This window comes from Ditibartonella apihabitans (assembly GCF_002007485.1).
Lineage (GTDB): Bacteria > Pseudomonadota > Alphaproteobacteria > Rhizobiales > Rhizobiaceae > Bartonella > Bartonella apihabitans.
In genome coordinates this window covers 1,243,159-1,269,837 of sequence record NZ_CP015820.1, presented here as the reverse complement: position 1 = coordinate 1,269,837, position 26,679 = coordinate 1,243,159, and the positions used below count along the sequence as shown (strand labels likewise).

24 protein-coding genes, 2 tRNA genes and 2 pseudogenes are annotated in these 26,679 nt (G+C 43.1%); 12 read left to right on the top strand and 16 right to left on the bottom strand.

The features are described 5' to 3' along the window. Window positions 1-54: 54 nt before the first annotated feature. From nuoF to BBC0178_RS05665, 7 genes are all read right to left on the bottom strand, one after another. Window positions 55-1,362: an NADH-quinone oxidoreductase subunit NuoF gene (gene nuoF / locus BBC0178_RS05695; RefSeq protein WP_077971455.1), complete on the bottom strand. Its 1,308-nt coding sequence runs from the start codon at window positions 1,360-1,362 to the stop codon at window positions 55-57. Window positions 1,363-1,464: 102 nt separating this feature from the next. Next, window positions 1,465-2,124 (bottom strand): NADH-quinone oxidoreductase subunit NuoE, encoded by a 660-nt coding sequence (nuoE, locus tag BBC0178_RS05690; RefSeq protein WP_077971454.1) that lies wholly within the window; start codon window positions 2,122-2,124, stop codon window positions 1,465-1,467. Next, window positions 2,124-3,314 carry an NADH-quinone oxidoreductase subunit D gene (locus tag BBC0178_RS05685; protein WP_077971452.1) on the bottom strand — a complete coding sequence of 397 codons (1,191 nt, stop codon included), beginning with the start codon at window positions 3,312-3,314 and terminating at the stop codon, window positions 2,124-2,126. The genes nuoE and BBC0178_RS05685 overlap by 1 nt, the downstream gene beginning before the upstream one ends. Before the next feature lie 117 nt (window positions 3,315-3,431). Then, the gene (locus BBC0178_RS05680) at window positions 3,432-4,043 is read right to left on the bottom strand and encodes an NADH-quinone oxidoreductase subunit C (RefSeq protein ID WP_078039494.1); all 612 of its coding nucleotides are present in this window, start codon (window positions 4,041-4,043) and stop codon (window positions 3,432-3,434) included. A gap of 14 nt (window positions 4,044-4,057) precedes the next feature. Beyond that, complete coding sequence (locus BBC0178_RS05675) at window positions 4,058-4,639, bottom strand: NuoB/complex I 20 kDa subunit family protein (RefSeq protein WP_077971448.1); 582 nt, start codon at window positions 4,637-4,639, stop codon at window positions 4,058-4,060. Then, window positions 4,630-4,995 (bottom strand): NADH-quinone oxidoreductase subunit A, encoded by a 366-nt coding sequence (locus tag BBC0178_RS05670; RefSeq protein ID WP_077971446.1) that lies wholly within the window; start codon window positions 4,993-4,995, stop codon window positions 4,630-4,632. The genes BBC0178_RS05675 and BBC0178_RS05670 overlap by 10 nt, the downstream gene beginning before the upstream one ends. 609 nt (window positions 4,996-5,604) lie before the next feature. Then, window positions 5,605-5,681, bottom strand: a tRNA-Asp gene (locus BBC0178_RS05665). 237 nt (window positions 5,682-5,918) lie between these two features. Here BBC0178_RS05665 and BBC0178_RS05660 point away from each other — a divergent pair. From BBC0178_RS05660 to BBC0178_RS05630, 7 genes are all read left to right on the top strand, one after another. After that, a tRNA-Val gene (locus tag BBC0178_RS05660) sits at window positions 5,919-5,994 on the top strand. 1,038 nt (window positions 5,995-7,032) lie between these two features. Then, the gene (locus BBC0178_RS05655; protein WP_078040378.1) at window positions 7,033-7,662 is read left to right on the top strand and encodes a LemA family protein; all 630 of its coding nucleotides are present in this window, start codon (window positions 7,033-7,035) and stop codon (window positions 7,660-7,662) included. A gap of 10 nt (window positions 7,663-7,672) precedes the next feature. Beyond that, entirely contained in the window at window positions 7,673-8,518 is an 846-nt protein-coding gene (locus tag BBC0178_RS05650) for a TPM domain-containing protein (RefSeq protein WP_078039493.1), read from the top strand. Then, window positions 8,518-9,165, top strand: a complete 648-nt coding sequence (locus BBC0178_RS05645; protein WP_078039492.1) for a TPM domain-containing protein — start codon at window positions 8,518-8,520, stop codon at window positions 9,163-9,165. The genes BBC0178_RS05650 and BBC0178_RS05645 overlap by 1 nt, the downstream gene beginning before the upstream one ends. A gap of 418 nt (window positions 9,166-9,583) precedes the next feature. After that, on the top strand, window positions 9,584-10,318 hold the full coding sequence (gene lipB, locus BBC0178_RS05640; protein ID WP_418214912.1) for a lipoyl(octanoyl) transferase LipB: 735 nt from the start codon (window positions 9,584-9,586) through the stop codon (window positions 10,316-10,318). Window positions 10,319-10,531: 213 nt separating this feature from the next. Then, window positions 10,532-11,878 carry a glucosyltransferase domain-containing protein gene (locus BBC0178_RS05635; RefSeq protein WP_149867425.1) on the top strand — a complete coding sequence of 449 codons (1,347 nt, stop codon included), beginning with the start codon at window positions 10,532-10,534 and terminating at the stop codon, window positions 11,876-11,878. Beyond that, window positions 11,850-12,314: a GtrA family protein gene (locus BBC0178_RS05630; protein WP_078039489.1), complete on the top strand. Its 465-nt coding sequence runs from the start codon at window positions 11,850-11,852 to the stop codon at window positions 12,312-12,314. Before BBC0178_RS05635 ends, BBC0178_RS05630 begins: the two co-directional genes overlap by 29 nt. 14 nt (window positions 12,315-12,328) lie before the next feature. Here BBC0178_RS05630 and BBC0178_RS05625 read toward each other — a convergent pair whose 3' ends face one another. From BBC0178_RS05625 to BBC0178_RS11975, 4 genes are all read right to left on the bottom strand, one after another. Then, entirely contained in the window at window positions 12,329-12,940 is a 612-nt protein-coding gene (locus tag BBC0178_RS05625; RefSeq protein WP_250638112.1) for a ChbG/HpnK family deacetylase, read from the bottom strand. A gap of 79 nt (window positions 12,941-13,019) precedes the next feature. Beyond that, window positions 13,020-13,226 carry a ChbG/HpnK family deacetylase gene (locus BBC0178_RS12125; protein ID WP_250638111.1) on the bottom strand — a complete coding sequence of 69 codons (207 nt, stop codon included), beginning with the start codon at window positions 13,224-13,226 and terminating at the stop codon, window positions 13,020-13,022. Then, entirely contained in the window at window positions 13,195-13,674 is a 480-nt protein-coding gene (locus BBC0178_RS11980) for a hypothetical protein (protein ID WP_225868351.1), read from the bottom strand. The genes BBC0178_RS12125 and BBC0178_RS11980 overlap by 32 nt, the downstream gene beginning before the upstream one ends. 5 nt (window positions 13,675-13,679) lie before the next feature. Next, window positions 13,680-14,180 carry a glycosyltransferase family 2 protein gene (locus BBC0178_RS11975; protein WP_225868350.1) on the bottom strand — a complete coding sequence of 167 codons (501 nt, stop codon included), beginning with the start codon at window positions 14,178-14,180 and terminating at the stop codon, window positions 13,680-13,682. Between the two features lie 323 nt (window positions 14,181-14,503). Here BBC0178_RS11975 and parE point away from each other — a divergent pair. Next, a pseudogene (parE, locus tag BBC0178_RS05615) lies at window positions 14,504-16,432 on the top strand (DNA topoisomerase IV subunit B); the annotation flags it as partial. A 470-nt stretch (window positions 16,433-16,902) separates the two neighbouring features. Here parE and recJ read toward each other — a convergent pair. Further along, the gene (recJ, locus tag BBC0178_RS05610; RefSeq protein WP_078039487.1) at window positions 16,903-18,687 is read right to left on the bottom strand and encodes a single-stranded-DNA-specific exonuclease RecJ; all 1,785 of its coding nucleotides are present in this window, start codon (window positions 18,685-18,687) and stop codon (window positions 16,903-16,905) included. Between the two features lie 171 nt (window positions 18,688-18,858). Continuing rightward, a pseudogene (locus tag BBC0178_RS05605) lies at window positions 18,859-20,141 on the bottom strand (O-acetylhomoserine aminocarboxypropyltransferase). A 1,482-nt stretch (window positions 20,142-21,623) separates the two neighbouring features. On the opposite strand from BBC0178_RS05605, the gene rplM reads away from it, so the two are divergent. Together rplM and rpsI are read left to right on the top strand one after the other, a co-directional pair. Then, window positions 21,624-22,088 carry a 50S ribosomal protein L13 gene (gene rplM / locus BBC0178_RS05600; RefSeq protein ID WP_077971428.1) on the top strand — a complete coding sequence of 155 codons (465 nt, stop codon included), beginning with the start codon at window positions 21,624-21,626 and terminating at the stop codon, window positions 22,086-22,088. A 2-nt stretch (window positions 22,089-22,090) separates the two neighbouring features. Continuing rightward, a complete protein-coding gene (rpsI, locus tag BBC0178_RS05595) occupies window positions 22,091-22,579 on the top strand; it encodes a 30S ribosomal protein S9 (RefSeq protein WP_075870719.1) in 489 nt (162 codons plus the stop codon). Between the two features lie 84 nt (window positions 22,580-22,663). On the opposite strand, the gene BBC0178_RS05590 is transcribed toward rpsI, so the two are convergent. Continuing rightward, window positions 22,664-23,029, bottom strand: a complete 366-nt coding sequence (locus BBC0178_RS05590) for a response regulator (RefSeq protein ID WP_078039486.1) — start codon at window positions 23,027-23,029, stop codon at window positions 22,664-22,666. 73 nt (window positions 23,030-23,102) lie between these two features. Between BBC0178_RS05590 and BBC0178_RS05585 the strand changes: the two genes are divergently transcribed. Together BBC0178_RS05585 and BBC0178_RS05580 are read left to right on the top strand one after the other, a co-directional pair. Then, the gene (locus BBC0178_RS05585; RefSeq protein ID WP_077971424.1) at window positions 23,103-23,396 is read left to right on the top strand and encodes a DUF3572 domain-containing protein; all 294 of its coding nucleotides are present in this window, start codon (window positions 23,103-23,105) and stop codon (window positions 23,394-23,396) included. Further along, entirely contained in the window at window positions 23,387-24,706 is a 1,320-nt protein-coding gene (locus BBC0178_RS05580) for a DNA polymerase IV (protein ID WP_078039485.1), read from the top strand. Before BBC0178_RS05585 ends, BBC0178_RS05580 begins: the two co-directional genes overlap by 10 nt. Window positions 24,707-25,028: 322 nt before the next feature. On the opposite strand, the gene BBC0178_RS05575 is transcribed toward BBC0178_RS05580, so the two are convergent. Both BBC0178_RS05575 and BBC0178_RS05570 read right to left on the bottom strand, forming a co-directional pair. Then, a complete protein-coding gene (locus tag BBC0178_RS05575) occupies window positions 25,029-25,433 on the bottom strand; it encodes an SUF system Fe-S cluster assembly protein (RefSeq protein ID WP_077971415.1) in 405 nt (134 codons plus the stop codon). Next, complete coding sequence (locus tag BBC0178_RS05570) at window positions 25,426-26,670, bottom strand: cysteine desulfurase (RefSeq protein WP_078039484.1); 1,245 nt, start codon at window positions 26,668-26,670, stop codon at window positions 25,426-25,428. Before BBC0178_RS05570 ends, BBC0178_RS05575 begins: the two co-directional genes overlap by 8 nt. Window positions 26,671-26,679: the final 9 nt, after the last annotated feature.

The window sequence follows — 26,679 nt, the reverse complement described above, 5'->3', positions numbered from 1 at the left end:
CCGCGGATAAACCGCCTAACCTTTAAAACTCTAAATTCTCAAACACTGCCGTCTTTATTCTGCTGCTTCCAAAGCAATATTCTTACTCTGAACCGCATTGCGCGTATAATCGTCAATACGTTTTTCTATTTCAGGACGGAAATTTCTGATAAGGGCCTGAACAGGCCAAGCGGCCGCATCCCCCAATGCGCAAATTGTATGTCCTTCAACGTGTTTTGAAACGTCAAACAAAAGATCTATTTCACGCTTTTGTGCCCGTCCTTCGACCATGCGTCCCAAAAGACGCATCATCCAGCCGGTGCCTTCACGACAAGGGGTACATTGTCCGCAACTTTCATGTTTGAAAAACGCAGAAATACGCCAAATAGCTTTGATGATATCTGTCGACTTATCCATTACAATTGCACCGCCCGTGCCGAATGAAGAACCGATTGCCTTCATGCCATCAAAGTCCATTATCGCATCCGGCATTTTTTCTCCCGGTACGACCGGACAGGAAGCACCACCCGGAATAACGGCCAGAAGATTATCCCAGCCGCCGCGAATTCCGCCGGCATGTTTCTCGATCAATTCCCGAAACGTAAGTCCCAAACTTTCTTCAACAACACAAGGTGTGTTAACGTGTCCGGAAAACATAAAGAGTTTCGTGCCCACATTATTCGGCCGGCCAATAGACGAAAACCACGACGCCCCACGCCGCAAGATCGTCGGAGAAACAGCAATTGACTCGACATTATTAACTGTCGTTGGGCAACCATAAACCCCCATATTGGCAGGGAAAGGCGGCTTTAACCGCGGTTGACCTTTTTTACCTTCCAGGCTTTCCAAAAGGGCCGTTTCTTCACCGCAAATATATGCGCCTGCACCATGGTGAACGATGATATCGCATGCATGACCGTGTTTTGTCTTTTTACCGAGAAGACCGGCGTCGTAACATTCGTCAATCGCTGCCTGCAAAGCCTCACGTTCACGAATATATTCTCCGCGAACATAGATAAAAGCGGTATGCGCGCCCATAGCAAAAGTCGCAATAACACATCCTTCGATCAGCGTATGAGGATCGTGGCGTAATATTTCACGGTCTTTACAAGTTCCCGGTTCCGATTCATCAGCGTTGACAACCAGATAATGCGGACGCCCATCATTCTGTTTAGGCATGAAAGACCACTTCATACCGGTCGAAAATCCCGCGCCACCTCTTCCGCGCAAACCGGACGCTTTCATCTCGTTGATGATCCAGTCACGGCCCTTCTCAAGAATGGCTTTGGTTCCGTCCCAACAACCGCGAGACATCGCGCCTTTGAGAGACTTATCTTTTAAACCGTATATATTGGTGAAGATGCGATCACTATCTGCCAGCATTTCTCACCTTTTCCTTCGTTTCAATACCTTATTCAGCTACTTCAGACTGCTTTACCGAAAATCTTCCAACCTTGATTAAACAGTCCAACCTCAACCAATGCCTCATTCTTCTGCCTTCTTTGCGGAAGACTTTTTCTTGGTTGTTTTTTGTTCTCCATCCAGCAATGACGTAAGACCGGTAATCGGTTCCGACGTCTTACGCCCATTTTGTGGGCCTACCGGAATGGTATCACCCTTACCTGCTTCGAATGCGTCAATAATTTCTTCCAAACGCTCTGGCGTAAGATCCTCATAAGTATCTTTAAAGATCATAACCATCGGCGCATTTGTACATGCCCCCAGGCATTCGACTTCTTCCCAAGAAAGAGTTCCATCCTTATTGGTCACAAAAGGAGCTTCATTAATTTTGTTTTTGCAAACTTTAATAAGGTCCCCCGCGCCCCTCAACATACAAGGAGTGGTACCGCATACCTGAACATGAGCTTTTGTCCCGACCGGCTTTAATTGGAATTGAGTATAGAATGTCGCAATTTCCAGCACCCTAATATAGGCCATCGAAAGCATGTCTGCGACATATTCTATTGCCGCACGGGTAACCCATCCCTCCTGTTCCTGAGCGCGCATAAGCAATGGAATGACAGCAGACCTTTGCCGCCCTTCCGGATATTTAGCAATAGTCTTTTCTGCCCATTTTAAATTCTCCTTATTAAAGGAAAATGAGCTGGGTTGTATGGCTTCATTGGCAAGACGGCGCACAGACATCAGCGATCAACCTCTCCAAAAACAATATCAATAGAACCCAGTATAGCGGTAACATCAGCCAGCAAATGACCCCGCGCAAGAAAATCCATTGCCTGCAAATGTGCATAACCGGGAGCACGCAACTTTACACGGTAAGGCTTATTTTTACCTTCCGAAACCAGATAAACCCCAAACTCACCTTTTGGCGCTTCAACAGCAGCGTAAACTTCTCCGGCAGGAACATGAAACCCTTCCGAATAGAGTTTGAAATGATGAATAAGAGATTCCATCGAACTTTTCATCGCAGCTCTTCTGGGCGGAGTGACTTTATGGTCAACGGCCAGAACAGGTCCACTTTTTTCAGTGCTCAATAAGCGTTCTACGCATTGACGCATAATTTTGGCAGATTGACGCATCTCTTCCATACGGATGAGATAACGATCGTAACAATCACCGTTTTTACCGATCGGTATATCAAAGTCCATTTCGTCATAGCATTCATAGGGCTGGCTCTTACGCAAGTCCCATGGAACGCCTGCACCGCGAATCATTACACCGGAAAAACCGCGAATCCATGCATCTTCGATTTTGACAACACCAATGTCGACATTGCGTTGCTTGAAAATACGGTTCGGTGTGACAAGCTCATCAAGTTTATCAAGCGCAACCAAAAATGGATCAATAAATTCACCGATATCTTCTACCAGCTTTTCCGGTAAATCCTGATGAACGCCACCTGGTCTGAAATAATTTGCGTGTAGCCGAGCACCACAAGCACGCTCGTAAAAAATCATCAGTTTTTCACGTTGTTCAAATCCCCACAACGGCGGTGTAAGTGCACCAACATCCATTGCCTGTGTCGTAACGTTCAACAAATGATTGAGAATACGACCAATCTCGGAAAACAGAACACGAATAAGCTGTGCCCGTTTGGGAACTTCCAATCCCAACAATTTTTCGACTGCAAGAACAAACGCATGTTCCTGATTCATCGGGGCAACATAATCCAACCTGTCGAGATAAGGGGTAGCCTGCAAATAGGTCTTCGTTTCCATGAGCTTTTCGGTGCCACGGTGAAGCAGACCAATGTGCGGATCAACACGTTCGACGACCTCGCCATCAAGCTCGAGAACCATACGCAAAACACCGTGTGCAGCAGGATGTTGCGGACCAAAGTTTATATTGAAATTACGGACATTGACCTCAGCCACGATCAACTCCTCTGTCTCGAAATGGTATGAATGTAATGATCTGAGCGTTCACAACGTTAAGCAATGATTGAAAACCGGAATTCGTAACGCTCGACTTTAAACGGGCTGGATAGCAACTCATTTTGCACCCCCAGCTTTTTCGTCACCCGGCAGAACATATTCGGTTCCCTCCCATGGAGACATAAAATCAAAATTACGCATTTCCTGACGAAGCACAACCGGTTCGTAAACAACCCGTTTCACTTCATTATCATATCGGCATTCGACAAACCCAGAAGTCGGAAAATCTTTACGTAAAGGATGACCTTCAAAGCCGTAATCCGTCAAAATACGGCGTAAATCCGGATGACCGGAAAAAAGAACACCGTACATATCGTAGGTCTCGCGTTCATACCATTCCGCACCTGGATATATACTGCATACAGAAGGAACCGGCGTATCTTCGTCCGTACGAACCTTCACACGTATCCGAAGATTGTGACGGGGCGACAAAAGATGATAGACAACATCGAAGCGCTTTTCCCGTTCCGGATAATCGACACCGCATATATCAATCAGACCAACAAATTGACAATGTGAATCATCTTTCAAAAACGACAGAACATCGACAATTGCATCAAGTTTCGATACGAGCGTGAGCTCATTATAGGCAAAAGTTGAATCCTCAATCACCGTTTCCAAGCGTTCGGTAACATAGGATTGCAATTCCTTTAGCGCTTCAGTAGTCATCAACCGCTCTCCCCTCACCGCTCGATCGAACCGGTGCGACGTATCTTTTTCTGTAACAGAAGCACACCATAAAGCAAAGCTTCAGCCGTTGGCGGGCAGCCAGGAATGTAGATATCTACAGGCACTATCCGATCACATCCTCTGACAACAGAATAGGAATAATGATAATAGCCACCACCATTTGCGCATGACCCCATCGAAATCACATAACGGGGTTCCGGCATTTGGTCATAAACTTTTCTCAGCGCAGGTGCCATTTTGTTTGTCAATGTGCCAGCGACCATCATCACATCCGATTGACGCGGTGAAGCACGCGGTGCATAGCCAAAACGCTCATTGTCATAATGAGGCATAGAACATTGCATTAATTCAATGGCGCAGCATGCCAGACCAAAACTCATCCACATTAGCGAACCGGTTCTTGCCCAAGTTACAAGCGCATCTACTGATGTCACTAAAAAACCTTTATCGGAAAGCTCGCCACTTATATTTTGAAAAAATTCGTCATCGGATCCAATCAGCTTTCCAGTATTCGGATCAATTATGCCCTTAGGCTTAGGAGCTACCAATGCCGAATTGTCATGTATCAATCCCATTCTAGTGCTCCTTTTTTCCATTCATAGATAAAGCCGACAGTCAGCACAGCAAGAAACACCATCATCGAGAGAAATCCAAAACAGCCAATCGCGTCGAAAGAAACAGCCCATGGAAAAAGAAAGGCTACTTCCAGATCGAAAATAATAAATAGAATTGAAACCAGATAAAATCTGATATCGAATTTCATACGTGCATCATCAAACGAGTTAAAACCACATTCATATGCAGATAATTTTTCCGGATCTGGGGAACGATAAGCCACAATGTAAGGCATTATCAAAAGTACGCCAGCGATCAACGCCGATACTATGATAAAAATCAATACTGGCAAATAAGAACTAATAAGATCAGCCATGGTTCACTTCTGCCTTTAATTAGGTGCCGAACTAACACAACCAACGTCGGTTAAATCGACGACTTTGCTGGTTGATAAGTTAATCCCGCCCGTGCAGCTTAAAGGGCATGCCGTGCGACAAATCTGCGCTAAGCGTTACCCCACCAAACGCTCCTGCGCAATAGCTAACGCTATCATAAAATCACAAGCTGTGCAAAAATCCAGTATGTTAAAAAAAGCATCAATGTGTAAAACATTCTTGATTATTCAAAAAAACAATTAGAAAACAATGTATTGGTAGGATTTTTACGTATATTATTCGAGATAAAATATAGAAAATTTCCCATTTTATTCATCTGGTCACGTTTTGGCGAGCAACGATATTTACGTCATTGTTGAGCCAAAACGACACATTTTTCCTTTTTTATCGGAAATTTCGAGCATAGCGACGCTTGATCAGATTCTATCATGAAACTTTAAAACGCCGCTGGAGAGCACGAAGGAACAGATTTTACCGGACGGATTCCCGACGGAATATAGAGAGATCTTTTATTATCGGGAGATTTAAAAAATAATGGATATTTTAGGAAAAATGCCAATTCCAACGAGCTTTTAAAAGCTGTTTGAAAATGGCGCGAGTGACGGGACTCGAACCCGCGACCTCCGGCGTGACAGGCCGGCGCTCTAACCAACTGAGCTACACCCGCGCACTTTTCAGTTCAGTCATTGTGACTGTGTGCGGTCGTTTAAGGTGTTCGTCTGCATCTGTCAAGCGACAAGAGTTGAGTTTTTTTATAAAAATTGTTTTTTTCACGAAAAATGGCGGAAAACCGCGATTTTTAATTTTTTCGGTAAAAAAAACTAATTGGACGCGATCTTTCTCTTGCGTTTAGGAAAACTTTTGCCTAAAGAGAGCTGCAGTTGTTACCGACCAAGGTAACGGCGGGCGATTAGCTCAGCTGGTAGAGCGCCTCGTTTACACCGAGGATGTCGGGAGTTCGAGTCTCTCATCGCCTACCATCCTCCTCTTTTGCCATTATAAATAATTGATTTGAATGATTATTTTTTCGGTAAGGGCGAACTATCAAAAGGTGGGGGCATAGAAAACCGTTTTCAACTCTTTTGTAGCTTTGTGATTGCTTCTCTTGCCAAGCGGCGGCGATCATCTGTTTTTGTCTAACGAGACGCCATATTATCCGCTTCCCAACCGAACAGTGATTTCACTTGTGCTGCCGTTGCTGCTTCTTTTGCAGCACGGGTAGCACTGATTTTTCTTACTCCATGAGCCGACTTATTGATTCCTGGTTCATTACAAGCGCGCCTAAAATAATTGCCGAACTTCTCTTTCGTTGATGATTGAACTCGGTCACCACATATAAATGTCGGTTCTCCAGTTCATCCTTTATCAAGTGTCTTCTAAAGAGCTGGATATCCTCTCTTAAGTGATTGAGGATATCTGGAAAGAGCAAATGTGCTTACAAGAATACGTCAGTCGTGAATTCGTAAAAATAGACTCCGACTTTGTAAAAATTGCATCCAACAAAGAATATCAATTAAATAATATAAAGTTTTTGCGTTATATGTTGCTAACGATCACTTGTTCATTGTCTAAAGCCCCCGATTGAATAGTTTCTTCATTTCATTAAATAGGATTTAAAGCCATTAATCTTCTCTATTTAACTTAGGGAAATTGCTCTTTGGAAATTAATAACGGCTGATTAAACGAAATTATAAAATGTATCGGTTTTATCGATATCGGCTTATCGATGAAGGCATAAAACACCCGATAAGCCCACACGCTAAAATTATTTAGCTTGAAATTGATCCCGATCGATCATGATTCTTTGCCGGCTTTTCACGAAACTGGACTATCGGCCATAGGATCAGCGTGCCACCGAAGACAGTGATCAGGCACCTGGTCATTTAACCTGGTCATTTACTTGAATCAATTTTTTCTTGTCACCGACAAAAAGCCATAAAAAGCGCGATAAAGATCTTTTCAATATCAAAGTTTTTCCTATCTGCACCTTTATGGTGTTTTTATATGGAGATGATTTTATGCAAGCGGCTTATCTCAAAAACGACTCTCATTCCCTCAAACTGCCCTTTATTTTTCTACTATTTTCATTTCTTCTGCCCGTCCTGTCCGGATGCGGATTTAATACGATTCCAACCAACGAAGAAAAAGCTCACGCCGCTTGGAGTGAAGTTCTCAACCAATATCAGCGGCGATCAGATCTGATACCGAATCTCGTTGAAACGGTGAAGGGATATGCTCAGCATGAACAGGCTGTATTGACCGGCGTTGTCGAGGCACGTGCAAAGGCAACGCAGACAAACATTAACGCCGATATGCTCAATAATCCCGAGGCAATGCAACAATTTATCAACAACCAGTCCAATCTCACCGGAGCCCTCTCGCGCTTGATGGCAGTGGCTGAAAATTATCCAGATTTGAAAGCGAATCAAAATTTTCTCGCTCTACAATCGCAACTGGAAGGAACAGAAAATCGGATTGCTGTTGCAAGACGTGATTATATAGAAGCGGTTCGTATCTACAACACTGCACTCAAAACCATGCCAACTATGATTTGGACTTGGTTGTGGTATCGCGACGCAAAGCCCATGCCGACATTTTCAATCGACGAAGCAGCCGAGAAAGCACCTAAGGTCGAGTTCAACAAATGAGTCGTTTCCGTTGGCCAATCAACAGAGCACTATTTTTTTCGGATTGGCCTTCATCCTCATCACGCCATTTGTGTGTGCTAACACGTTAGCAGAAGATTCTCTGCCTGCCCTTTCTGGCCGAGTTGTTGATAATGCCAATCTGTTAAGTCCAACGGCAAGAGCCTCTTTAACTGAGAAGCTCGCTTCTCTGGAGGACAAAACAGGCGACCAAATCGTCGTTGCTACATTACCTACCCTATTGGGACACGATATTGAGACCTTTGCAAATTCCTTATTCAGACGCTGGGCACTAGGGCAAAAGCAGATGAATAATGGCGTGTTGCTGCTCATAGCTCCAAGCGAGAGACAAGTTAGAATCGAGGTCGGCTATGGTCTGGAAGGAGTTCTGACTGACGCTCTCTCTTCGACCATTATTAACGCAATTATTTTACCAAATTTCAGGCAAGATAATTTTGAAAAAGGTATTGTTGAAGGAGTTGCCGCGATCGCCGATGTTCTGACAGGTAGCAAAGCAGATTTTGATGCACGCGTTCACAACTACCAACAGATTGAACAGGAAAGAGTTAGGCAACAACAAAAACAGGATATGATTGCGAATACCGTTGCCGTTCTAATATTTGTATTCTTCGTTGTACTTCCCGTACTTGCATCTATCTTCGGTACAAAAGTCGGACCAAGACGTTACCGTTGGCTTGGCATCGTGTTTGTTCTCTGGTTCTTGGGGTCCGGCAGAGGCGGAGGATTCGGTGGAGGCGGATTCGGCGGTGGATTTGGAGGAGGTTCCGGCGGCTTTGGCGGTGGCTTTGGCGGCGGCGGTGGTTCATCGGGAGGCGGTGGAGCTTCAGGGCGATGGTAATGCAAACAAACTCTGCAAATCATACAAATATTCTTCAACGTGATCAAATTGGTGCAGCTATTCACGCTGCAGAAAAGTCGACGAACGGAGAAATTTTCGCGGTTTTTGCAAAAGAAAGTGACAATTATTTTTTCATTTCATTTTTCATTTGGACTGTAGCGATTTTTTTTACTTCAATCATTGCGGCCTATGGAATTCATTGGTTTTGGCATGATGTTCCCCTACATTATTTTACCTCCACCGTCCTTGCCATCCACCTTCTGGGCTTATTTTATTTGTCGATTCTACCGCAGTTACGGCTTCTCATAACACCGGCCGCAATTAAAAATCGCATTTGTCATGCGAATGCAGTGCGGCAATTTCTTGCACAAGATATCAATCATACAAAGAAACGGACAGGTATCCTGCTTTTCATTTCGCAAGCTGAACATTACGCGGAAGTTATATCGGATATCAAAATTGTCGAAAAAGTACCTGCAGAAATCTGGAATGATATCGTCAAAGGAATGATGACCAAGGCAAGGGAAGGTCATTTGACCGAAGCTTATGTAGATGCCATAAAAAAGTCGGGCGAAGTACTGACACACTATTTTCCACGGAACGCAACTACCGAAAACGAATTACCCGATCATATCATCGAAATATAAACGATAAAAATATCCATTATCTTTATAATCCCCCTATCACTAAAAATTATTATAAAACAATTGTATTAAATTGTAATGTGAAATTATTTTTATAACTATGGATAAGGTGTTTATTTTTGTTTGTTTGATAATTTTATCCATTTTAAGAAATTAATTTAATTTATAAAATTTTAAATTAACAATTTTCTTTTTATATCAATGATATATTTTTTAACTAAAATCTTAGCTTTCCCAAGCTTCGTCTTTTCACATAGCCCGACTATTTTTGGCATTCAAGACTGTTTTGGCATTCAAATTTGGCACTAAAATTGGCCGTCGATCCCTGCGCGTTGGCGTGGCGATTGGACTAAGGCTTTACCTTGATTTAATTGAATGAAGCTTATAAATTGCGCAAGTTGAAGTTTTTTCTTCTCAGGATATGATGAATAATAACATACGTCAAAATCTCGATCATATTTTTTTGCCGAGCGTTTCCCCTTCCCATCCGGTTGAATGGGTGGTTAGTGATGGATTGACACCTTACCCCTACGCTCTTCATGAAATGGAAGAACGCATTGCTAAAATTGCTTCAGGTGAAGCGGATGAACGCATCTGGTTGTTGGAACATCCACCTATTTATACCGCTGGAACCAGTGCAAAAAAAAGCGATCTACTCGCCCCCGACCGTTTTCCTGTTTACCAAACGGGTAGAGGTGGCGAGTTTACCTATCATGGCCCTGGACAGCGTGTCATTTATGTCATGCTTGACTTAAAGAGACGAAAGCAAGACGTTCGCGCATTTATCGGAGCTTTGGAAGAGTGGATTATACAGACTCTTGCCGCATTCAACATTAAGGGTGAACGTCGGGAAGACAGGGTTGGCGTATGGGTCGTAAGACCAGAAAAACCATCGACAATAAAAAACGAACCGGCTGAAGACAAAATTGCAGCCATTGGTATCCGTTTACGTAAATGGGTTAGTTTTCATGGAATTGCTCTCAATGTGGAGCCAGATTTATCGCATTATAGTGGTATAGTTCCGTGCGGAATTTCCGACCATGGAGTAACCAGTTTGGTTGATCTCGGCTTGCCTGTCACGATGGCGGATGTTGACGTTGTCCTTAAAAAAACTTTTGAAAAAATATTTGGCCCAACACGTTCTCTAAACCATTAGGTTCAAAATTATGATCTGCGACAATACAGACCAAAAAAAGTTTTTAATTACCACCTCTATTGCTACTGTTTTATTTTATTTCCCACTTGTCATCGGGAGCTATTACTACCGTGATGATTTTGAACGTCTTATCTCACAAAAACCGGGATGGGGCGAATTAGGAAGACCATTCGCAGATATACTCGCATATTTTCTTCGGCTGACTGGCAGTGGGTGCCCGACTCGTCACCCTTTTTCCTGTTGGTTGCTTTGTTTCTAACAATAATCTCAACATGTTTGAGTTTAAAAATACGTGCGATCCCGTTCAATGCGACAACCGCAGTTCTGGTCATCACCTATCTTTTTAATCCTTTTCTTTTGTCGGCTTTTTTCTATCGTTTCGATTGCGTCATTATGGCGATGGGCGTTGCCTGTGGTCTGCTGGGATGGGCCTACTACAATCAATCGAAACTAAAATCAGCGTTGTTGTGCTTTGTCTCAATGGGATTTTACCAATCCTATATTAACATGTTTATTGTTCTTATCGTAATCGAAGCATTATATGCGATTTATAGCGGAAAACCCGTCTATTCCACTGTAAAATTTTTAATCAAAGCATTCGTTTTCGCAGCCCTTATTTGTATCGCTACCTATTTCTTCGACAAATTGTTCATTAATGAATACGCGACCGGAAAAAGCCAGTTTATTTTTTTCGGTGAAAAAGGTGTTTGGAAATATTTTGCAGTTATGATGGAAAACGTTTTTTCTCGCTATTTCGGTTTTCTATCCACTACCGGTAAAATATTGTATTCAGTGTCTATCTGTCTGGCATTTATCCAAATTCAGCTTCACTTTTATAGACATACAAACTTTGATCATCCGGTTTTGAGAGCCACGATTTGTTCAATTGTTTTTTTATTCATGTTACCCATTTCACTCGGTGTATTATACGGAATTGTTGGCGATGGCGTTATTCCCCCGAGAGTTATGCCAGCATCAATTTTCTTTTCTGTGTTGATCGTTTTTCTGCTATCCCGGTTTATCACGGTTTTCCAGCAACCTGAGCTCGTTGAAAAAATCGGAACATTTGCCAATACAAAATTAATTTGGGTGACTTTACTCCTCTTGCTTCTATGTCCGCTTGTGTTCAGTTATATCGTCAACAGCGCAACCCGAATTCAAAATGATTTAAACCGCTTTTATCTGCAACGCATTGCAACTTCCTTGGAACGCTATCCTGCTGATAAACCTGTTGTGATCATCGGCGGGTTAGGAAAATCACTATTTGTTGCACCGACAACGGAAAGAATGCGGCTCGTTGCCGCTATAATTCCTTTTGCCAATTCCTGGGAGCTTTCATCTGAGTTAAAAGAGTTCGGTTATAATAACATTATCAATCTGTCGGATACGCCGAAGGCTCATGAATTAGTAACACAACTATGTGCTAACCGCGCTTTACCAGATACAACTACCCCTTATTACAGGATATTCGATTTAGGAGATTATCTGTTTATATCTCTAGGGAAAAAAAATATGTGCCTTGGGCATTATAATGACAATTACACCGCCGAGACAAAATAATTGGAGGACGGCAATAGCTGTCCGTAGTATCAAATTCTACCAAAGACATAAGACGATTCTGTGGTTTTTATGTTCGGGTGCAATCGCCTTTTGGATTGATTTTTTGACATTCTGGATTTTGCAAACCGCGGGGTTAAACCTTTGGCTCGCACGAGCAGCAGCTTTTATTATTGCTGCTACCTTCACTTGGGTCTTCAACACCAAAATATCATTTCGCGGACGTGAAGCACGTTTTAAGAACCTGAAAGGCTGGTGTACCTATATTGCATTGGCTACAATCGGCGGCAGTTTTAATTATTGCGCAAGTATGGCTGTCATAAAGAGCGTTAGCGAAGTTAATCCTGTAACTATGTTTCTAGCTGTTGCAGCCGGATCTATTGCGGGGTTGTTTGCCAATTTTTTTCTCAATCACATCGTTTTTTTTAAGAAATTATGAAAGTAATTAACAATTTAATTGCTCACATCTCCGAAAACAGCGTTATGATTTTTCATAATTTGGATAAGTTCGTCAGATAACAACAGGTCCAGTTCGTCTAGCCGTTCCTGAGTTATGTGAGCCGAGCGATAAAGGCTATCCTTATAAAAACTACCCTCGGAAAAGCCTTTAACAACGGGATGTATCATTATTTCGATTGTTGCATCTTTCCCACCGGCTTGGCGTGATATCATTGCCAAACTTCTATCGATATCGTCCAAAGTTAGCCGGCAACTCGCGGTCGCCCCCAAAAAGAAATCGGCTGTCTCAAGATGATATTGTTGGGCCAAAGTTTTCATATCATTTGCCCACCACCCCAGCAATTGCCGCCGCAAATTACCTTTCATATTTTCAATTGAAAAAGGACTATAGCGATATCCGATTTCATAAGGGGTGCGAATGTAGCAAACAGAATATTTATTCAGGAGCTTTTCGATAACCCCTTTTAACGGCGGTAAAGTATGGATATGTAAATGCCCATCAATCCTTATCTGCTTATTGTCAAAATGCTTGTAAACGGACTCGATCTGGCAACAGAATTCGTTAAAAATCCACTCCTGAAGCAACTTTGTTTTGGCGAAAACCACAGTTTTCTCAACAAGCCTCCCAAAGATAAACAAAAGAAGTCATCGTCAGTTGTTAATCCGAATTCGCTTCCTCCCTCCGTCAAGGCTTTCCTTCGAGAAGGTTGAGATGTGCGTTTATGAAAACATCGCCCGCCTCGTTCAGTGCGTTGTAACTTACCTGATCTTCACCTCCAGCGAGAACACTTGTCGCTTGAAGTCTTCCCTCTTTTACCGCAGTGATAATGCCATTCGAACAAGATGCGTTCAGTGCAAAATCATCCGCATTCATAAGGCAATATAGCGTCATTCTTCAATTTTTCTTTTTTGGGGCCGTATTCTGCGTCCACACCAATTTGATCACTAATGAGATAACGCGGACGATTTTTGACCTCGTAAAATATTTGGCGCACATAGGCTGAAAGAACGCAAAAACAGGAGAGAATTGCCACGCCTGTTATAAGCACAACCAAAATCAAAGTAGAAAACCCGCCAACCGACTTTCCCATAATTTTAGAAATTAAGGCTTCTCCACCAATCACCGTTGCAAAGATCATGAAGAGAAATGTTAAAAGCCAGATAACAATTAATGGTTTTGCTGAAAAACCCGTTAGAGAATCCACTGCCAGTCTAATTTTTTTCCAAAATGAATAACTACTTTTTCCATTTTGTCGATCAGCTGGTATGAATGAAAGGCTTTTTTGCTTGAAACCAATCCATTGAACAACTCCACGATAAAAAAAGAGTTTTTCTGGCAAAGCGTTCAGCGCAGTGACGACTTTGCGGTCCAGAAGTATAAAATCGCAAGATCCATCGATATCATTTTCAGTAATCCAATGGAAAATTTTATAAAAAAACTTGGCTGCCAACCGGTTGAAAACGATTCTTTCTGACGCTCCTGTTTTACAGCTAAAACAATCTCAGCCCCCTCTTCCCAAAATTTGAGCATCGATTCCATCAATTCTGGAGGGTGTTGCAAATCACAATCAATCGTAATCACTACATCGCTATCAGCCAATGAAAGTCCGGCAGCAATGGCGGCTTCTTTCCCGAAGTTTTTGGCCAAACGTATGCCTAAAAGTTTGAAATTTTCCGGAACAATTTCTTTTAAGCTTGACCAGCTATTATCTTTTGAACCGTCATCAACCATTATGATCGTCAAATCATAATCCAGACCGGCAAAAACATGCGCAACTTTTTCAACAAACAGTTGAAGACCGCGTCCTTCATTATAAAATGGGCTTATCACAGAAACTGTTGTCATTGCTCTATTCCGGAAATATTATAGCCGTGTATATCCTTTCGCACGAATTGATCACAAAGAAAAGTGTCGCGAACATAACACGAACATTCTCGCTTTTTTCGTTAAATGTGTAAAATTCATACGAATCGCATGAACTGACCTTCTGTTAATTATTGGATATATAATCGGGACCGATGGACGAGAAACATAATGACCTTTTTGGCAACTTGCAAAGCCAAACCGAAACCGTAAAAGAACTTGTCAATTCACCTTCGAAAACCGCAAATTCGGGTAAAAAAGATAGGCAAACTTCGAAGTCTCTGAATATCACCACCGACGCCGAAGATAGCTATGATGCGTCTTCGATTCGTGTGTTGGAAGGTCTCGAGCCTGTGCGTTTGCGGCCCGGTATGTATATTGGCGGCACAGATAGCAAAGCGCTCCATCATTTGTTTGCCGAAGTTATCGATAATTCAATGGATGAAGCCGTCGCCGGTTACGCCAATTTCATCGATGTCACGCTGGATAATGAAGGTTACCTCACAGTTACTGATAACGGGCGCGGCATACCGGTTGAAAACCATCCGCAAATGCCAGACAAATCGACACTCGAAGTCATTATGACCCAGCTTCATTCTGGCGGCAAATTCGACGGAAAAGCTTATGAAACGTCGGGGGGCTTGCATGGTGTCGGTATATCGGTCGTTAATGCTTTATCCGATGATATGGAAGTTGAAGTAGCACGTGGACGTCGACTTTACCGCCAGCGTTTTTCACGTGGAATTCCGCAAACAGGGCTTGAGGATTTAGGCGAAGTTCATAATCGTCGCGGCACGCGCGTGCGTTTTCACCCCGATGCAGAAATATTTGGTCCAAAAGCCGCTTTTGACCCCGAATTGATATATAAAATGGCACGTTCCAAGGCCTATCTCTTCGGTGGTGTCGAAATCCGTTGGAATTGCGCTCCGGAAAAGCTCGTAGGGAAAAATGATATCCCCGAAAAAGCTGTTTTTCATTTTCCGGGTGGCTTGAAAGATTTTTTAAGTTCATCTCTCAATGGAGAATACCAAGTTACTTCCGATATTTTTGCAGGGAAAACTGAGCAACGCGGTGGCCATGGCTCGGTTGAATGGGCCATTACATGGTATGGTGGTGACGGCTTTGTCCATTCTTATTGCAACACCATTCCTACCGGTGAAGGCGGAACCCACGAAGCCGGTTTGAGACAGGCGCTGTTGCGGGGATTGAAGGCCTATGCCGAGTTGGTCGGTAATAAACGTGCATCGGTTATTACAACAGATGATGTTATGATATCTGCTGCCGTTATGCTTTCTGTGTTTATTCGAGAACCGGAATTTGTCGGGCAGACTAAAGACCGTTTAGCAACAGCGGAAGCACAAAAGATTGTTGAAAACGCTATTCGCGACCCCTTTGATCACTGGCTAGCCAATTCGCCACAAGAAGCGACCAAACTTCTTGATTGGGTTGTGGATAGAGCCGAAGAACGGCTCAAAAGACGTCAGGAAAAAGAAGTAAGTCGCAAAACAGCGGTTCGCAAATTGCGCCTTCCCGGAAAGCTTGCAGATTGTACACATAATTCTGCTGCCGGAGCCGAGCTGTTCCTTGTGGAAGGTGATTCTGCAGGTGGTTCGGCGAAACAGGCTCGCAATCGCGCGACACAGGCTGTTTTGCCGTTAAGAGGAAAAATCCTGAATGTTGCCAGTGCCGGTCGCGATAAGCTCAGCAATAATCAGATTATTTCCGATCTCATTCTGGCACTGGGATGCGGTACCCACTCGAAATACAAAGAAAGCGACCTGCGTTATGATCGCATCATCATCATGACAGATGCGGACGTTGATGGCGCGCATATTGCTTCTTTGCTGATTACTTTTTTCTATCAGGAGATGCCTGACCTCATTCGTAAAGGACACCTGTTTTTAGCCGTTCCTCCTTTATATCGCATTTCACAAGGCGGAATTGTTGCTTATGCACGTGACGATGCTCATAAAGATGAATTATTGAAAACAAAATTCACCGGACGGGGAAAAATTGAAATCGGTCGCTTTAAAGGCTTGGGAGAAATGCGTTCCGATCAGCTCAAAGAGACAACAATGGACCCTAAAAATCGTACTTTGTTGAGAGTTGATATTGATAGCGAAAGTAATCAGGAAACAAAAAAGGTTGTCGAGGATCTTATGGGCTCAAAACCTGAAGCGCGTTTCCATTTCATACAAGACAATGCCGAATTTGCCGACAATCTTGATATCTGAATAGACAGATTGAAATGTAACGGTCTTTAATTGTCGTTATGGCTTTTTAATTCCCTCTCACGAACAACATCGTTTTTGCAATGGAAATTCCATCTATATAAATTAGTGTTTATTTTGTTCACATATTGAATAAAAATAGATATTTATATTGTTGGTTTTAAAAAGTTTTTTATTTTCGATATAAAGCAGTTTTTAATTATTCAACAAAGTTCCAATAATATATTTTGACAAATTCAGGTGATAAAATATTTCGTCATCGGTGGAAGCTGCACCAAACATTATTTTAGATTGGTTATCACACAAAATGCATGAAAATATCTGCTAATGCCGATATTATTACTTAAATGATCTTTATTATCGGAAAAGAGAATGTTGTTGTTAGATTATAAGACGTTGTCGGCAAGGCCCGATGAACAATATATGTCCCTTTCAACTGAAATTTATGAAAATCATAATAGCTCAATAATTTATTAATTAGGTTCGGCGGCATCGATAACACGTAATTGGGGTAAAGCTTGCCCGTTCCAATAATTGAGGCTCAAGTTACCCGCGATATGGATGTTTTTCCCAAGATGAGCCATTAAAAAATCCCCCAACTCTGTTCCAACTGCGCGGAATGCTATTGCTTTCAACTTTTTGCCTTCAACATTCGAAATGGACATAAGCAAATGACCGTTTCCTACTTCCCTCACATCACTCAAGCGGTGGGAAGGCAATACAAATACCGGCAAAGGGTTCTCTGCTCCGAAAGGTCCTGCTTTTTCAATCATTTCGTAGAGTTCTTTTGTAGCACCGGACGCAGAAATGACACCGTCAATCAAAAGTGTTTCATGGGCATGAATATCGTTAACGCGAGCTGATAATTTGTGCTCGAGCCATGTCCGGAATTCTTGAATTTTACTTTTTGACACCGTAATGCCTGCTGCCATTGCATGCCCGCCCCCCTTCTCGAGAAGCCCGAGTTCAACCGCCTCACGTACGAGCTCTCCAAGATTAATTCCGTTAATTGAACGACCGGAGCCGGTAGCAGACCCATCTTCTTTGATTGCTATTGCAAAGGTGGGGCAACGAAATTTTTCTTTGAGTCTTGCTGCGAGAATACCGACAATTCCCGGATGCCAACCTTCATGTGCCACAACAATTACACCCGGGTTTTGATCAATTTTCATTGACTGTAAATCGCCTTCGGCCTCCAGAAGTTGTCGAGCTTCAATATCCTGTCTTTCTTGGTTGAGAACATTCAGCTCTTCTGCAATAGAGTTGGCATCTCCCTCTGTTTTCGTCGTTAACAAACGTGCGCCAAGCGCCTGATCTCCGATGCGGCCTCCCGCATTAATTCGAGGCCCCAGTAAAAAACCGAAATGGAAAACATTGAGCGGCTCGCCTATTCTGGCAACGCGTGAAAGCGCAGCAATACCGGGATTGGACATCATCCTTGCTACTTGAAGTCCTTTGACAACAAATGCCCGATTGATGCCTCTCAATGGCACAACGTCGCAAACTGTTGCGAGTGCCACAAGGTCAAGATAACAAAGAATGTCCGGATATTCTTTATATCTTCCTTGTTGTTTAAGGTGTTTAAGTGTCCAGGCAACAGCAATAAAAACAAGTCCGGCAGCACAAAGATGCCCCTGCCCCGACAAATCATCAGGACGATTGGGATTCACAAGGGCATAAGCTTCCCGATGGATTTCAGACATTTGGTGGTGATCTAGAACAACGACATCGACACCTTTTTCACGCGCCGCTTTTATCGCCTCCGGACTATTTGCTCCGCAATCCGTTGTTATGATCAAACTGGCACCATCATCGGCAAGCATCTTCATCGCTTGCGGATTTGGTCCATATCCCTCAACGATGCGATCAGGTATATAAATCGTCACGTCGAGACCGAAAAATGTCAGAAATCGAAAAAGAATGGCCGACGAACAAGCACCATCAACGTCATAATCGCCAAAAATAGCGACTTTTTCCTTTCGATTGATTGCTTTGACAATGCGTTGGCTTGCTTTTTCCATATCGACAAAAGTCGTCGGATCAGGTGTCAAAGCTTTCAAAGTCGGGTCGAGATAATTTATAACTTCATCTTCGGAAACCGAACGTGCAGCGAGAACACGTGCCAAAGGTTCGGCAAGACCGAACTTTTGCGACAGAGTACGGGCATTGTTTAGCCCTTCTCTGTCAAGGCTATCAATCCACGTCTGTCCAAGTGCGGAATGCGCCACACCCAGAAAATTTTGTTTTGTCTGTTTCATGATTGATTTGATACAACAAAACAGCACTGAAAGCGAAGGACAAAAATCGGATTAAACTAATCCTGACAGAGTGCAAGATTACCATTTTTGCAAAATTGCTTCGAGCCTTCAGCCCTTTTTATTTATTTACGGTTGAAGGCTAGAATATTCGTAATTGACAGAATTTTCCTGTCAAATCTTATTCAAAGCCTGTTCGATGTCGCCAATAATATCTTTTATATCTTCAATTCCAATTGACAGGCGAACAACATCCGGCCCTGCTCCGGCAGCAATTTTTTGACTATCAGTGAGCTGACGATGTGTGGTGGAAGCGGGATGGATAACAAGGGACCGTGTGTCGCCAATATTTGCAAGAAGCGAAAATAACTTCAGTGACGAAGCAAATTTTACACCGGCTTCATAGCCGCCTTTTACTCCGAACGTGAAGACAGAACCGGCACCTTTAGGAGCGTAGTGCTGCTGCAATTTATGATATTTATTACCGGTCAAACCTGCATAGTTAACCCAGGAAACCTTGTTATGTTTTTCAAGATATTGGGCTACAGCTAAAGCGTTATCACTGTGTTTTTGCATACGTAGCGGTAAAGTTTCCGCACCCGTCAAAATAAGGAATGCATTGAACGGCGAAATCGTCGGACCAAAATCACGCATTCCCAAAACGCGGGCGGCAGTTGCAAAAGCAGCGTTACCAGTTGCTTCGTAAATAACAAGACCGGCATAATCCGGACGCGGTTCTGTCAATTTTTTATAATGTCCCGATTTACCCCAATCGAATGTACCGCCGTCGATGAGAAGACCGCCCATCGAATTGCCATGGCCACCGATAAATTTTGTGAGAGAATGAACAACAATATCTGCTCCGTGTTCTATCGGGCGCAAAAGATAAGGTGTTGCAAGTGTATTATCCACTATGAGAGGAACACCATGAGCATGGGCAATCTTTGCAATAGCCTCAATATCAACAACGATTCCACCCGGATTGGCAAAGCTTTCAATAAAAATCGCACGCGTCTTGTCGTCAATCTGCTTTTCGAAGGATTCCGGATCTTCGCTGTCTGCCCAACGGACCTGCCAGTCAAATGATTTGAAAGCATTTGCAAACTGGTTGATCGAACCGCCATATAATTGACGTCCTGCAACAAAATTTTCACCCGGTTCCATGAGGGTGTGGAATGTGAGAAACTCGGCAGCATGACCGGATGCCGTCGCCAAGGCTGCTGTGCCCCTTCGAGTGCTGCTACTTTTTCCTCAAGAACTGCCTGTGTCGGATTGGTGATACGGCCATAGATGTTTCCCGGTTCTGTCAAAGCAAAACGGTTTGCTGCCTGATCAGCGTCCTTGAACACATAAGCTGTCGTCTGATAAATTGGTGTAATCCGCGCTCCGGTTGTCGGATCAGGAGCAGTTCCCGCATGAACCGCCAATGTTTCTATTCCCGGTGTAACTTTTGTCATTTTCATCTCCATAGAGCGTCGCGCAATATTTTATTTAAAATGAGGCTAGAGGACACCGGGAATGAGTACAAGAAAACAATTTCTTTAATCCCTTAATTATTACTCGTTTCATCTCATAATACCCAGACTTTGGATATTTGTTTTCTCTTCAATTTGTTCCGGCCAAATAGACAAGATTTTAGAAAAATAGAACCGTATCCTAATTTTAGCAAAACCCATCATTCTCGCTCTTTCTCGAAGACAATTATGCATTTCATAATATCAATGAGGCGTATATGATTTATCGGGAAAAATTATTTGTTGCGTGATAAATCATTTTTTGTCTGTGTTTTGCGACGTGAAATTAAAAACCCACGGTCAAGGCTGAAGTTTTCTCTTTTTCCAACCTGACGCGCTTTACTCTGCACTTATGGTCATAAACAAAAACCGCCCCTCCATTTTATTATTTATGGCAATGATGCTGAACTTTTCCGATTAATCTTTTAAGGAAAAAACAGTAATCGGCACCGCTTTGTAGAAAAAGAGGTCAATTTTGTAAAAGCCAGCTAAATGTTAGCTTATTCCATAGTTTGACAACTTGTTAGCGGTTGAACTTCATGCACTCTTCTTCAAGTTAAGATTCAGAGAAATTCTATAAAAACATAAAAACAACCGATAATGATAACAGCCTTTATCTTTTGTTTGTCATGGATCCCCACGCCGCGTCTTTCATAGCGGTTTGAGAATTCATTATTGAATTTCAAGTTCACAACCTCGCCTTCCGTGAAGGCAAAAAGTATTTTACCTAGCTATATCAGTCGGTTTAGCTTTAAATCCATAACAATTGTCTCCTTACAGAATTTACTCCATTGGAAAGCAATCATTTAAAACAGTGGGTCAGCAACGATGGTCATTGATTTCTCTTTGGCCCAATTTCAATCTATCAGCCGCTACACCGAAGCGGGTGCAGACAAATTGACTCAATTACAATATTTCGTAAAAAACCGTTTCAAAATATGGGTTGGTGACTAAACTTACGCCAAAACGAACGCGTTCAATAAGTGCTTAACTACACTCTACTGATCGAACATTCATATTCAGCCGGAATTCAACACCGACCTTGATTGCGGATCTAAACCAATTGTTTTAACCCCGCTTATTTGTTCTGGTCATTAAATTACCCACTCCTTTGATTTCCCGACATATTTCGGATTTTATTGATGATATTTTTTAAAAGTTTTCATTCTTATGACAAAGTTCGAGAAGTAGAGGTAAATCCTTGGTGTGATCGTCGTAATCAACAACCAGACAATAGTGGTATTATATTACCGTTATTGCAAAATATTGGAAATATTGGCTTATTTTTCGATTGACGTAATAGTTGTAAGCCTATAAGAAGCTCGCACGTGTCGTATTCGGCACAATTGTTGCGATATCATATCACAACGCCAAGCAACAAAAAACGCCCTTGTTTAACAAGGGATTTTAAAAAGGAAAGCTTCAATGGCAACTTTTTCACAAAAGCCCGCTGAAGTGGCCAAGAAATGGGTCATTATTGACGCAGAGAACCTTGTTTTAGGTCGTCTTGCCACACTGGTAGCCAACCGGTTACGCGGTAAACACAAACCAACTTATACACCTCATGTTGATGATGGTGACAATGTTATCGTAATCAATGCCGACAAAGTCGTATTGACCGGCAAAAAATTTCATAACAAAAAGTATTACTGGCATACCGGATATATTGGTAGCGTCAAAGAACGTACAGCCCGCCAAATTCTTGAAGGACGTTTTCCTGAAAGAGTTATCGAGAAAGCTGTTGAACGTATGATTCCGCGTGGTCCTCTTGGCCGTCGGCAGATGAAAAATTTGCGCGTCTATGCTGGAACAAAACATCCTCATGAAGCCCAGCAGCCTGAAGTTATCAATGTTGGTGCACTCAACCGTAAAAATAAAAGGATTGCTTAATTATGGCCGAGATTAGTTCTTTTTCTGAGCTTGGTGCGGCAACCGAAACGGTTGTAGCTCCTGCAGCACCGGAAGCTCCTGTTCATGAACGTAAACTTGACGCTCAAGGACGTTCCTATGCTACAGGTAAACGTAAAGACGCTATTGCACGCGTTTGGATAAAACCCGGTAGCGGCAAAATTGTCGTCAACGGTAAAGATTTTGACAAATATTTTGCACGCCCTGTTTTGCAGATGATTTTGCGTCAGCCAATTCTTGCTGCAAATCGCGACGGTCAGTTCGACATTATTGCTTCTGTTGCCGGTGGTGGTCTTTCCGGTCAGGCAGGTGCAGTTCGTCACGGCATTTCCAAAGCTTTGACCTATTTCGAACCCGGTCTGCGTTCGGTACTAAAAAAGGGTGGCTTCCTTACTCGTGATAGCCGCGTTGTTGAACGTAAGAAATATGGTAAGGCAAAAGCCCGCCGTTCTTTCCAGTTCTCCAAACGTTAATTTCTATTTTGTTTTCCGAAAAGCCCCGTTTTTGCGGGGCTTTTTTATTTATTATTGCAGATTGAATAACCGGATTAAGTCGATTTACCCCAAGAACCGTTTAACCATGGACATGAAATTAACGACTGATATCGGCTTTGACATATAATCTTCACAGCCGCTCGCCCTTATTCTTTCTTCATCACCCTTCATGGCAAAAGCGGTAACTGCAACAACCGGAATCGATTTTAATTCATCGTCTGCTTTCAATTGTTTGATGACATCAATTCCGGAAACCTCCGGTAATTGGATATCCATTAAAATGAGACCGGGTTTGCTTTGCCGCGCCAAATCCAACGCTGCTAAACCGCTACGCGTTTCTACTGTTTCATAGCCACTCGCTTCGACGAGATCGCGGAACAATTTCATATTAAGTTCATTATCTTCCACGATCATAACTTTTTTTGTCATTATATAATCTCCGCTCTTCCAGCTTTGCGCTTTGGAGAGTAAACTCGCTGTAGTTACTACTTGGCTAAATGATATGAAAAAACAAATAACAAATCGCGAAGAAGCTGAAGAATTGGCTGTGGCAGCGCTGTTATTCATTGCAAACGATGCCGAACTTATGCCACGTTTTTTAAATATCACAGGTATAAATGCTTCCGATATTCGCCAAGCCGCCTCAACCAAGGGGTTTCTCGCCGGTGTTTTACAATTCATAATGGCTCATGAACCAACACTTATAGCCTTTTCAACCGAATCTGGCTATCCTCCGCAATCAGTCGGTGAAGCCATCAACTTTCTTCCTGGTGGAGAACAACCTATATGGCTCTGACCCCGTTTAACCAACCTGAATTTGGTTTTTGTCGGGATTGTTTATCCATTCAACATAAGTTCAATAAACGCTGCGAAAAATGTGGTTCGCCGCGCCTTATCCGCCATCCGGAACTTTATTCTCTCACATTGGCCCATATTGATTGTGACGCCTTTTACGCCTCCGTTGAAAAGCGCGACCATCCGGAGCTGCGCAATAAACCGGTTATCGTCGGAGGTAGCAAACGTGGAGTTGTTTCCACAGCCTGCTATATCGCACGGATTTCGGGGGTACACTCGGCAATGCCGATGTTCAAGGCACTGGAACTGTGCCCCGATGCGATAGTTATTCCCCCCGATATTACAAAATATGCCCGTATTGGACGGGAAATCCGTCAGCTCATGTTCGAACTGACGCCGCTTGTCGAGCCAATTTCGATTGATGAGGCGTTTCTTGATATGCGTGGTACTGAAAAACTCCATAAGGCACCGGCTTCTTATATACTTGCAGGTTTTGCAAAACGTATCGAGCAAGAAATTGGCGTTACAGTCTCGATCGGTCTATCATATTGCAAGTTCCTCGCAAAAATTGCCTCCGATCTTGATAAACCGCGTGGCTTTTCGATCATCGGCGAACATGAAGCACTCGCGTTTCTTGCAAAACAACCGGTTACAAAAATATGGGGTGTCGGCTCCGCATTGGCGCAGAAATTGTCGCATGACGGAATTACCACAGTGGGCGAACTCCAACAATTGGATGAAGCATTACTCATCAAACGGTATGGACAAATGGGGCAGCGTCTTTATCGGTTGTCGCGCGGGCAAGATAACCGGCCGGTTCAACCCGAACGAGAAATGAAGAGCATATCTTCCGAAACGACCTTTATGAGCGATTTATCAAATGCGGAAGACCTGATACCGGTTTTACGAATGTTGTCTGAGAAAGTTTCAGCACGACTGAAGACAAGTGAAATTGCCGGGCAAACTGTTGTTTTGAAGTTAAAGACCAAAGATTTCAAAACGCGAACACGTAACCTAAGCCTTGACGACCCGACACAGACTGCTGACCGCATTTTTCGCGTAGGGCTAAGATTATTACAAAAGGAACTTGATGGAACAAAATTTCGTTTGCTCGGAATAGGTGTCCAGCAATTATCGAAAGCGTCTCATTTACATGATAATGATCTTCTCGACCCATTCCAGCACAAACGGGCAGTCGCTGAAACCGCGATGGATAAACTTCGTGCCAAATTCGGAAATAAATCAATCGAAACCGGTTACACATTCGGAAAAAATATTTCCTTGCGCAAAACACCGGATGACAAGTCTTGATAAAGCGGAAATATCTCCATTTTCCGAATAATACAAAGTTTTGAAATTTCGCTCGAAAGGAAAAGCTATGTCGGTTTTACCGGTTAAAACTCCGTCTTTTCCACGCTTTTACCCTTAATGCTTAAATCGCATTTTTCTATATCCAAACGATATAGCATGACGAATGTCGGCTTTATTGAACTTTTGATTATAAAGAGCCCTCTTCTTCCGGCTTCAATTCTGGAAGAACAACCTTATTTTCAATCACATCGCCGAAACTGAATATATCTCAAAAATTCAATATATTCTTATCCGGCAGCAATTAAGATCAAGACGGAAATGGTTAATACCAGCCAAGTGCAATCTGGGCTTCTTCAGACATTCTATCCGGCGTCCAAGGTGGATCAAATGTCATATTGACCTCGACATGCGAAACGCCCTCTACCGCGCCGACGGCATTTTCTACCCAGCTCGGCATATCACCTGCGACCGGACATCCCGGAGCAGTCAAAGTCATGTCGATTTTTACAGTGCGATCGTCTTCAATATCGATTTTGTAGACTAGACCCAACTCATAAATATCGGCGGGAATTTCAGGGTCAAAGACCGTTTTCAAAGCATTGATGATATCGTCTGTCATACGATCAAGTTCGGCAGGGGGAATCGTTGAAGTGTTTGCTGCAACAACATGATCTTCCCAATCACCTACCGGCTCGGCAGTATGAATTTTGTTGTCAGATTCACTCATTAAAAAACCTCCTTGCCTTTTCCAACGCTTCGGCAAGCTGATCGACATCATCACGATCATTATACATTGCAAAAGATGCACGACATGTTGATGTGACGTGAAAGCGATTAAGGAGCGGTTGGGCACAATGCGTTCCAGCTCTCACTGCTACTCCCTGACGGTCAATATACATCGAAACATCGTGAGGATGAATTCCCTCTAGTTGGAACGAGATAATGCCACCTTTATCAGGAGCACGCCCGAAGATACGCAATGAATTGATCGCCTCAAGCCGTTCATGAGCATAGGCCGTCAACGCTTTCTCGTGAGCCTCGAGAGCTTTACGATCTTTCGACATAATATATTCGAGAGCAACCCCCAATCCGATAGCTTGCACAATCGGCGGAGTTCCAGCTTCAAAGCGATGAGGCGGTTCGTTATAAGTGATCTTGTCGACGCTCACATCTTCAATCATCTCGCCACCGCCCTGAAACGGGTGCATTTCTTGCAATCGGTCTTTTTTGCCGTAGAGAACGCCGATACCTGTCGGGCCGTAAAGCTTGTGTCCAGTCATTACATACCAGTCACAATCGAGATCTTGCACGTCGACCGTCAAATGAACCGACCCTTGCGCCCCGTCGATCAAAACCGGAATATTCCGCTCATGAGCGGCCTTTATCATCTCCTTTACCGGTGGAACTGTGCCGAGGGTGTTAGACATATGCGTAACTGCTACAAGTCTCGTCTTTTCGGTCAATGCCTTTTCGAAATCCTCCAAATGGAGAACTCCATCGTCGTCAACCGGCACGAAAACAAGTTTTACGCCCTTGACTTCGCGTATAAAATGCCAGGGAACGATATTGGAATGGTGTTCCATAATCGTCAAAACAATTTCGTCCCCTTCCGAAAAACGCGGCATTCCATATCCATATGCAACAGTATTGATGGCTTCAGTCGCGTTTTTGGTAAAGACAATTTCTTCATGAGATGAAGCATTCACGAATTTACGAACGCTTTCTCTGGCTTTTTCATAAAGCTCGGTTGCAGTGTTCGACAAAAAATGAAGACCGCGATGAACATTGGCATAGCTTGTCCGATAGACCTCGTCCATAGCCTCCAGCACCTGCCTCGGCTTCTGGGCCGAAGCAGCATTATCAAGATAGGCGAGACGCTTACCGTAGATTTTCCGATCAAGGATCGGAAAATCACGCCGTATTTGATTGATATCGAAAGACGAAGACGTTTGGTCAGTCATCATTATTCCTTC

Excerpts from the sequence above, each read along its gene's own strand:
- rplM (WP_077971428.1), top strand. The coding sequence starts at position 21,624 with ATGGCAACTTTTTCACAAAAGCCCGCTGAAGTGGCCAAGAAATGGGTC.
- BBC0178_RS05675 (WP_077971448.1), bottom strand. The coding sequence starts at position 4,639 with ATGGGATTGATACATGACAATTCGGCATTGGTAGCTCCTAAGCCTAAG.
- BBC0178_RS05570 (WP_078039484.1), bottom strand. The coding sequence starts at position 26,670 with ATGATGACTGACCAAACGTCTTCGTCTTTCGATATCAATCAAATACGG.
- BBC0178_RS05575 (WP_077971415.1), bottom strand. The coding sequence starts at position 25,433 with ATGAGTGAATCTGACAACAAAATTCATACTGCCGAGCCGGTAGGTGAT.
- lipB (WP_418214912.1), top strand. The coding sequence starts at position 9,584 with ATGATGAATAATAACATACGTCAAAATCTCGATCATATTTTTTTGCCG.
- BBC0178_RS05580 (WP_078039485.1), top strand. The coding sequence starts at position 23,387 with ATGGCTCTGACCCCGTTTAACCAACCTGAATTTGGTTTTTGTCGGGAT.
- BBC0178_RS05630 (WP_078039489.1), top strand. The coding sequence starts at position 11,850 with ATGACAATTACACCGCCGAGACAAAATAATTGGAGGACGGCAATAGCT.
- BBC0178_RS05590 (WP_078039486.1), bottom strand. The coding sequence starts at position 23,029 with ATGACAAAAAAAGTTATGATCGTGGAAGATAATGAACTTAATATGAAA.
- BBC0178_RS12125 (WP_250638111.1), bottom strand. The coding sequence starts at position 13,226 with ATGACGCTATATTGCCTTATGAATGCGGATGATTTTGCACTGAACGCA.
- BBC0178_RS05680 (WP_078039494.1), bottom strand. The coding sequence starts at position 4,043 with ATGACTACTGAAGCGCTAAAGGAATTGCAATCCTATGTTACCGAACGC.
- BBC0178_RS05645 (WP_078039492.1), top strand. The coding sequence starts at position 8,518 with ATGCAAACAAACTCTGCAAATCATACAAATATTCTTCAACGTGATCAA.
- recJ (WP_078039487.1), bottom strand. The coding sequence starts at position 18,687 with ATGAAACAGACAAAACAAAATTTTCTGGGTGTGGCGCATTCCGCACTT.
- nuoF (WP_077971455.1), bottom strand. The coding sequence starts at position 1,362 with ATGCTGGCAGATAGTGATCGCATCTTCACCAATATATACGGTTTAAAA.
- BBC0178_RS11975 (WP_225868350.1), bottom strand. The coding sequence starts at position 14,180 with ATGACAACAGTTTCTGTGATAAGCCCATTTTATAATGAAGGACGCGGT.
- nuoE (WP_077971454.1), bottom strand. The coding sequence starts at position 2,124 with ATGTCTGTGCGCCGTCTTGCCAATGAAGCCATACAACCCAGCTCATTT.
- rpsI (WP_075870719.1), top strand. The coding sequence starts at position 22,091 with ATGGCCGAGATTAGTTCTTTTTCTGAGCTTGGTGCGGCAACCGAAACG.
- BBC0178_RS05585 (WP_077971424.1), top strand. The coding sequence starts at position 23,103 with ATGAAAAAACAAATAACAAATCGCGAAGAAGCTGAAGAATTGGCTGTG.
- BBC0178_RS05655 (WP_078040378.1), top strand. The coding sequence starts at position 7,033 with ATGCAAGCGGCTTATCTCAAAAACGACTCTCATTCCCTCAAACTGCCC.
- BBC0178_RS05670 (WP_077971446.1), bottom strand. The coding sequence starts at position 4,995 with ATGGCTGATCTTATTAGTTCTTATTTGCCAGTATTGATTTTTATCATA.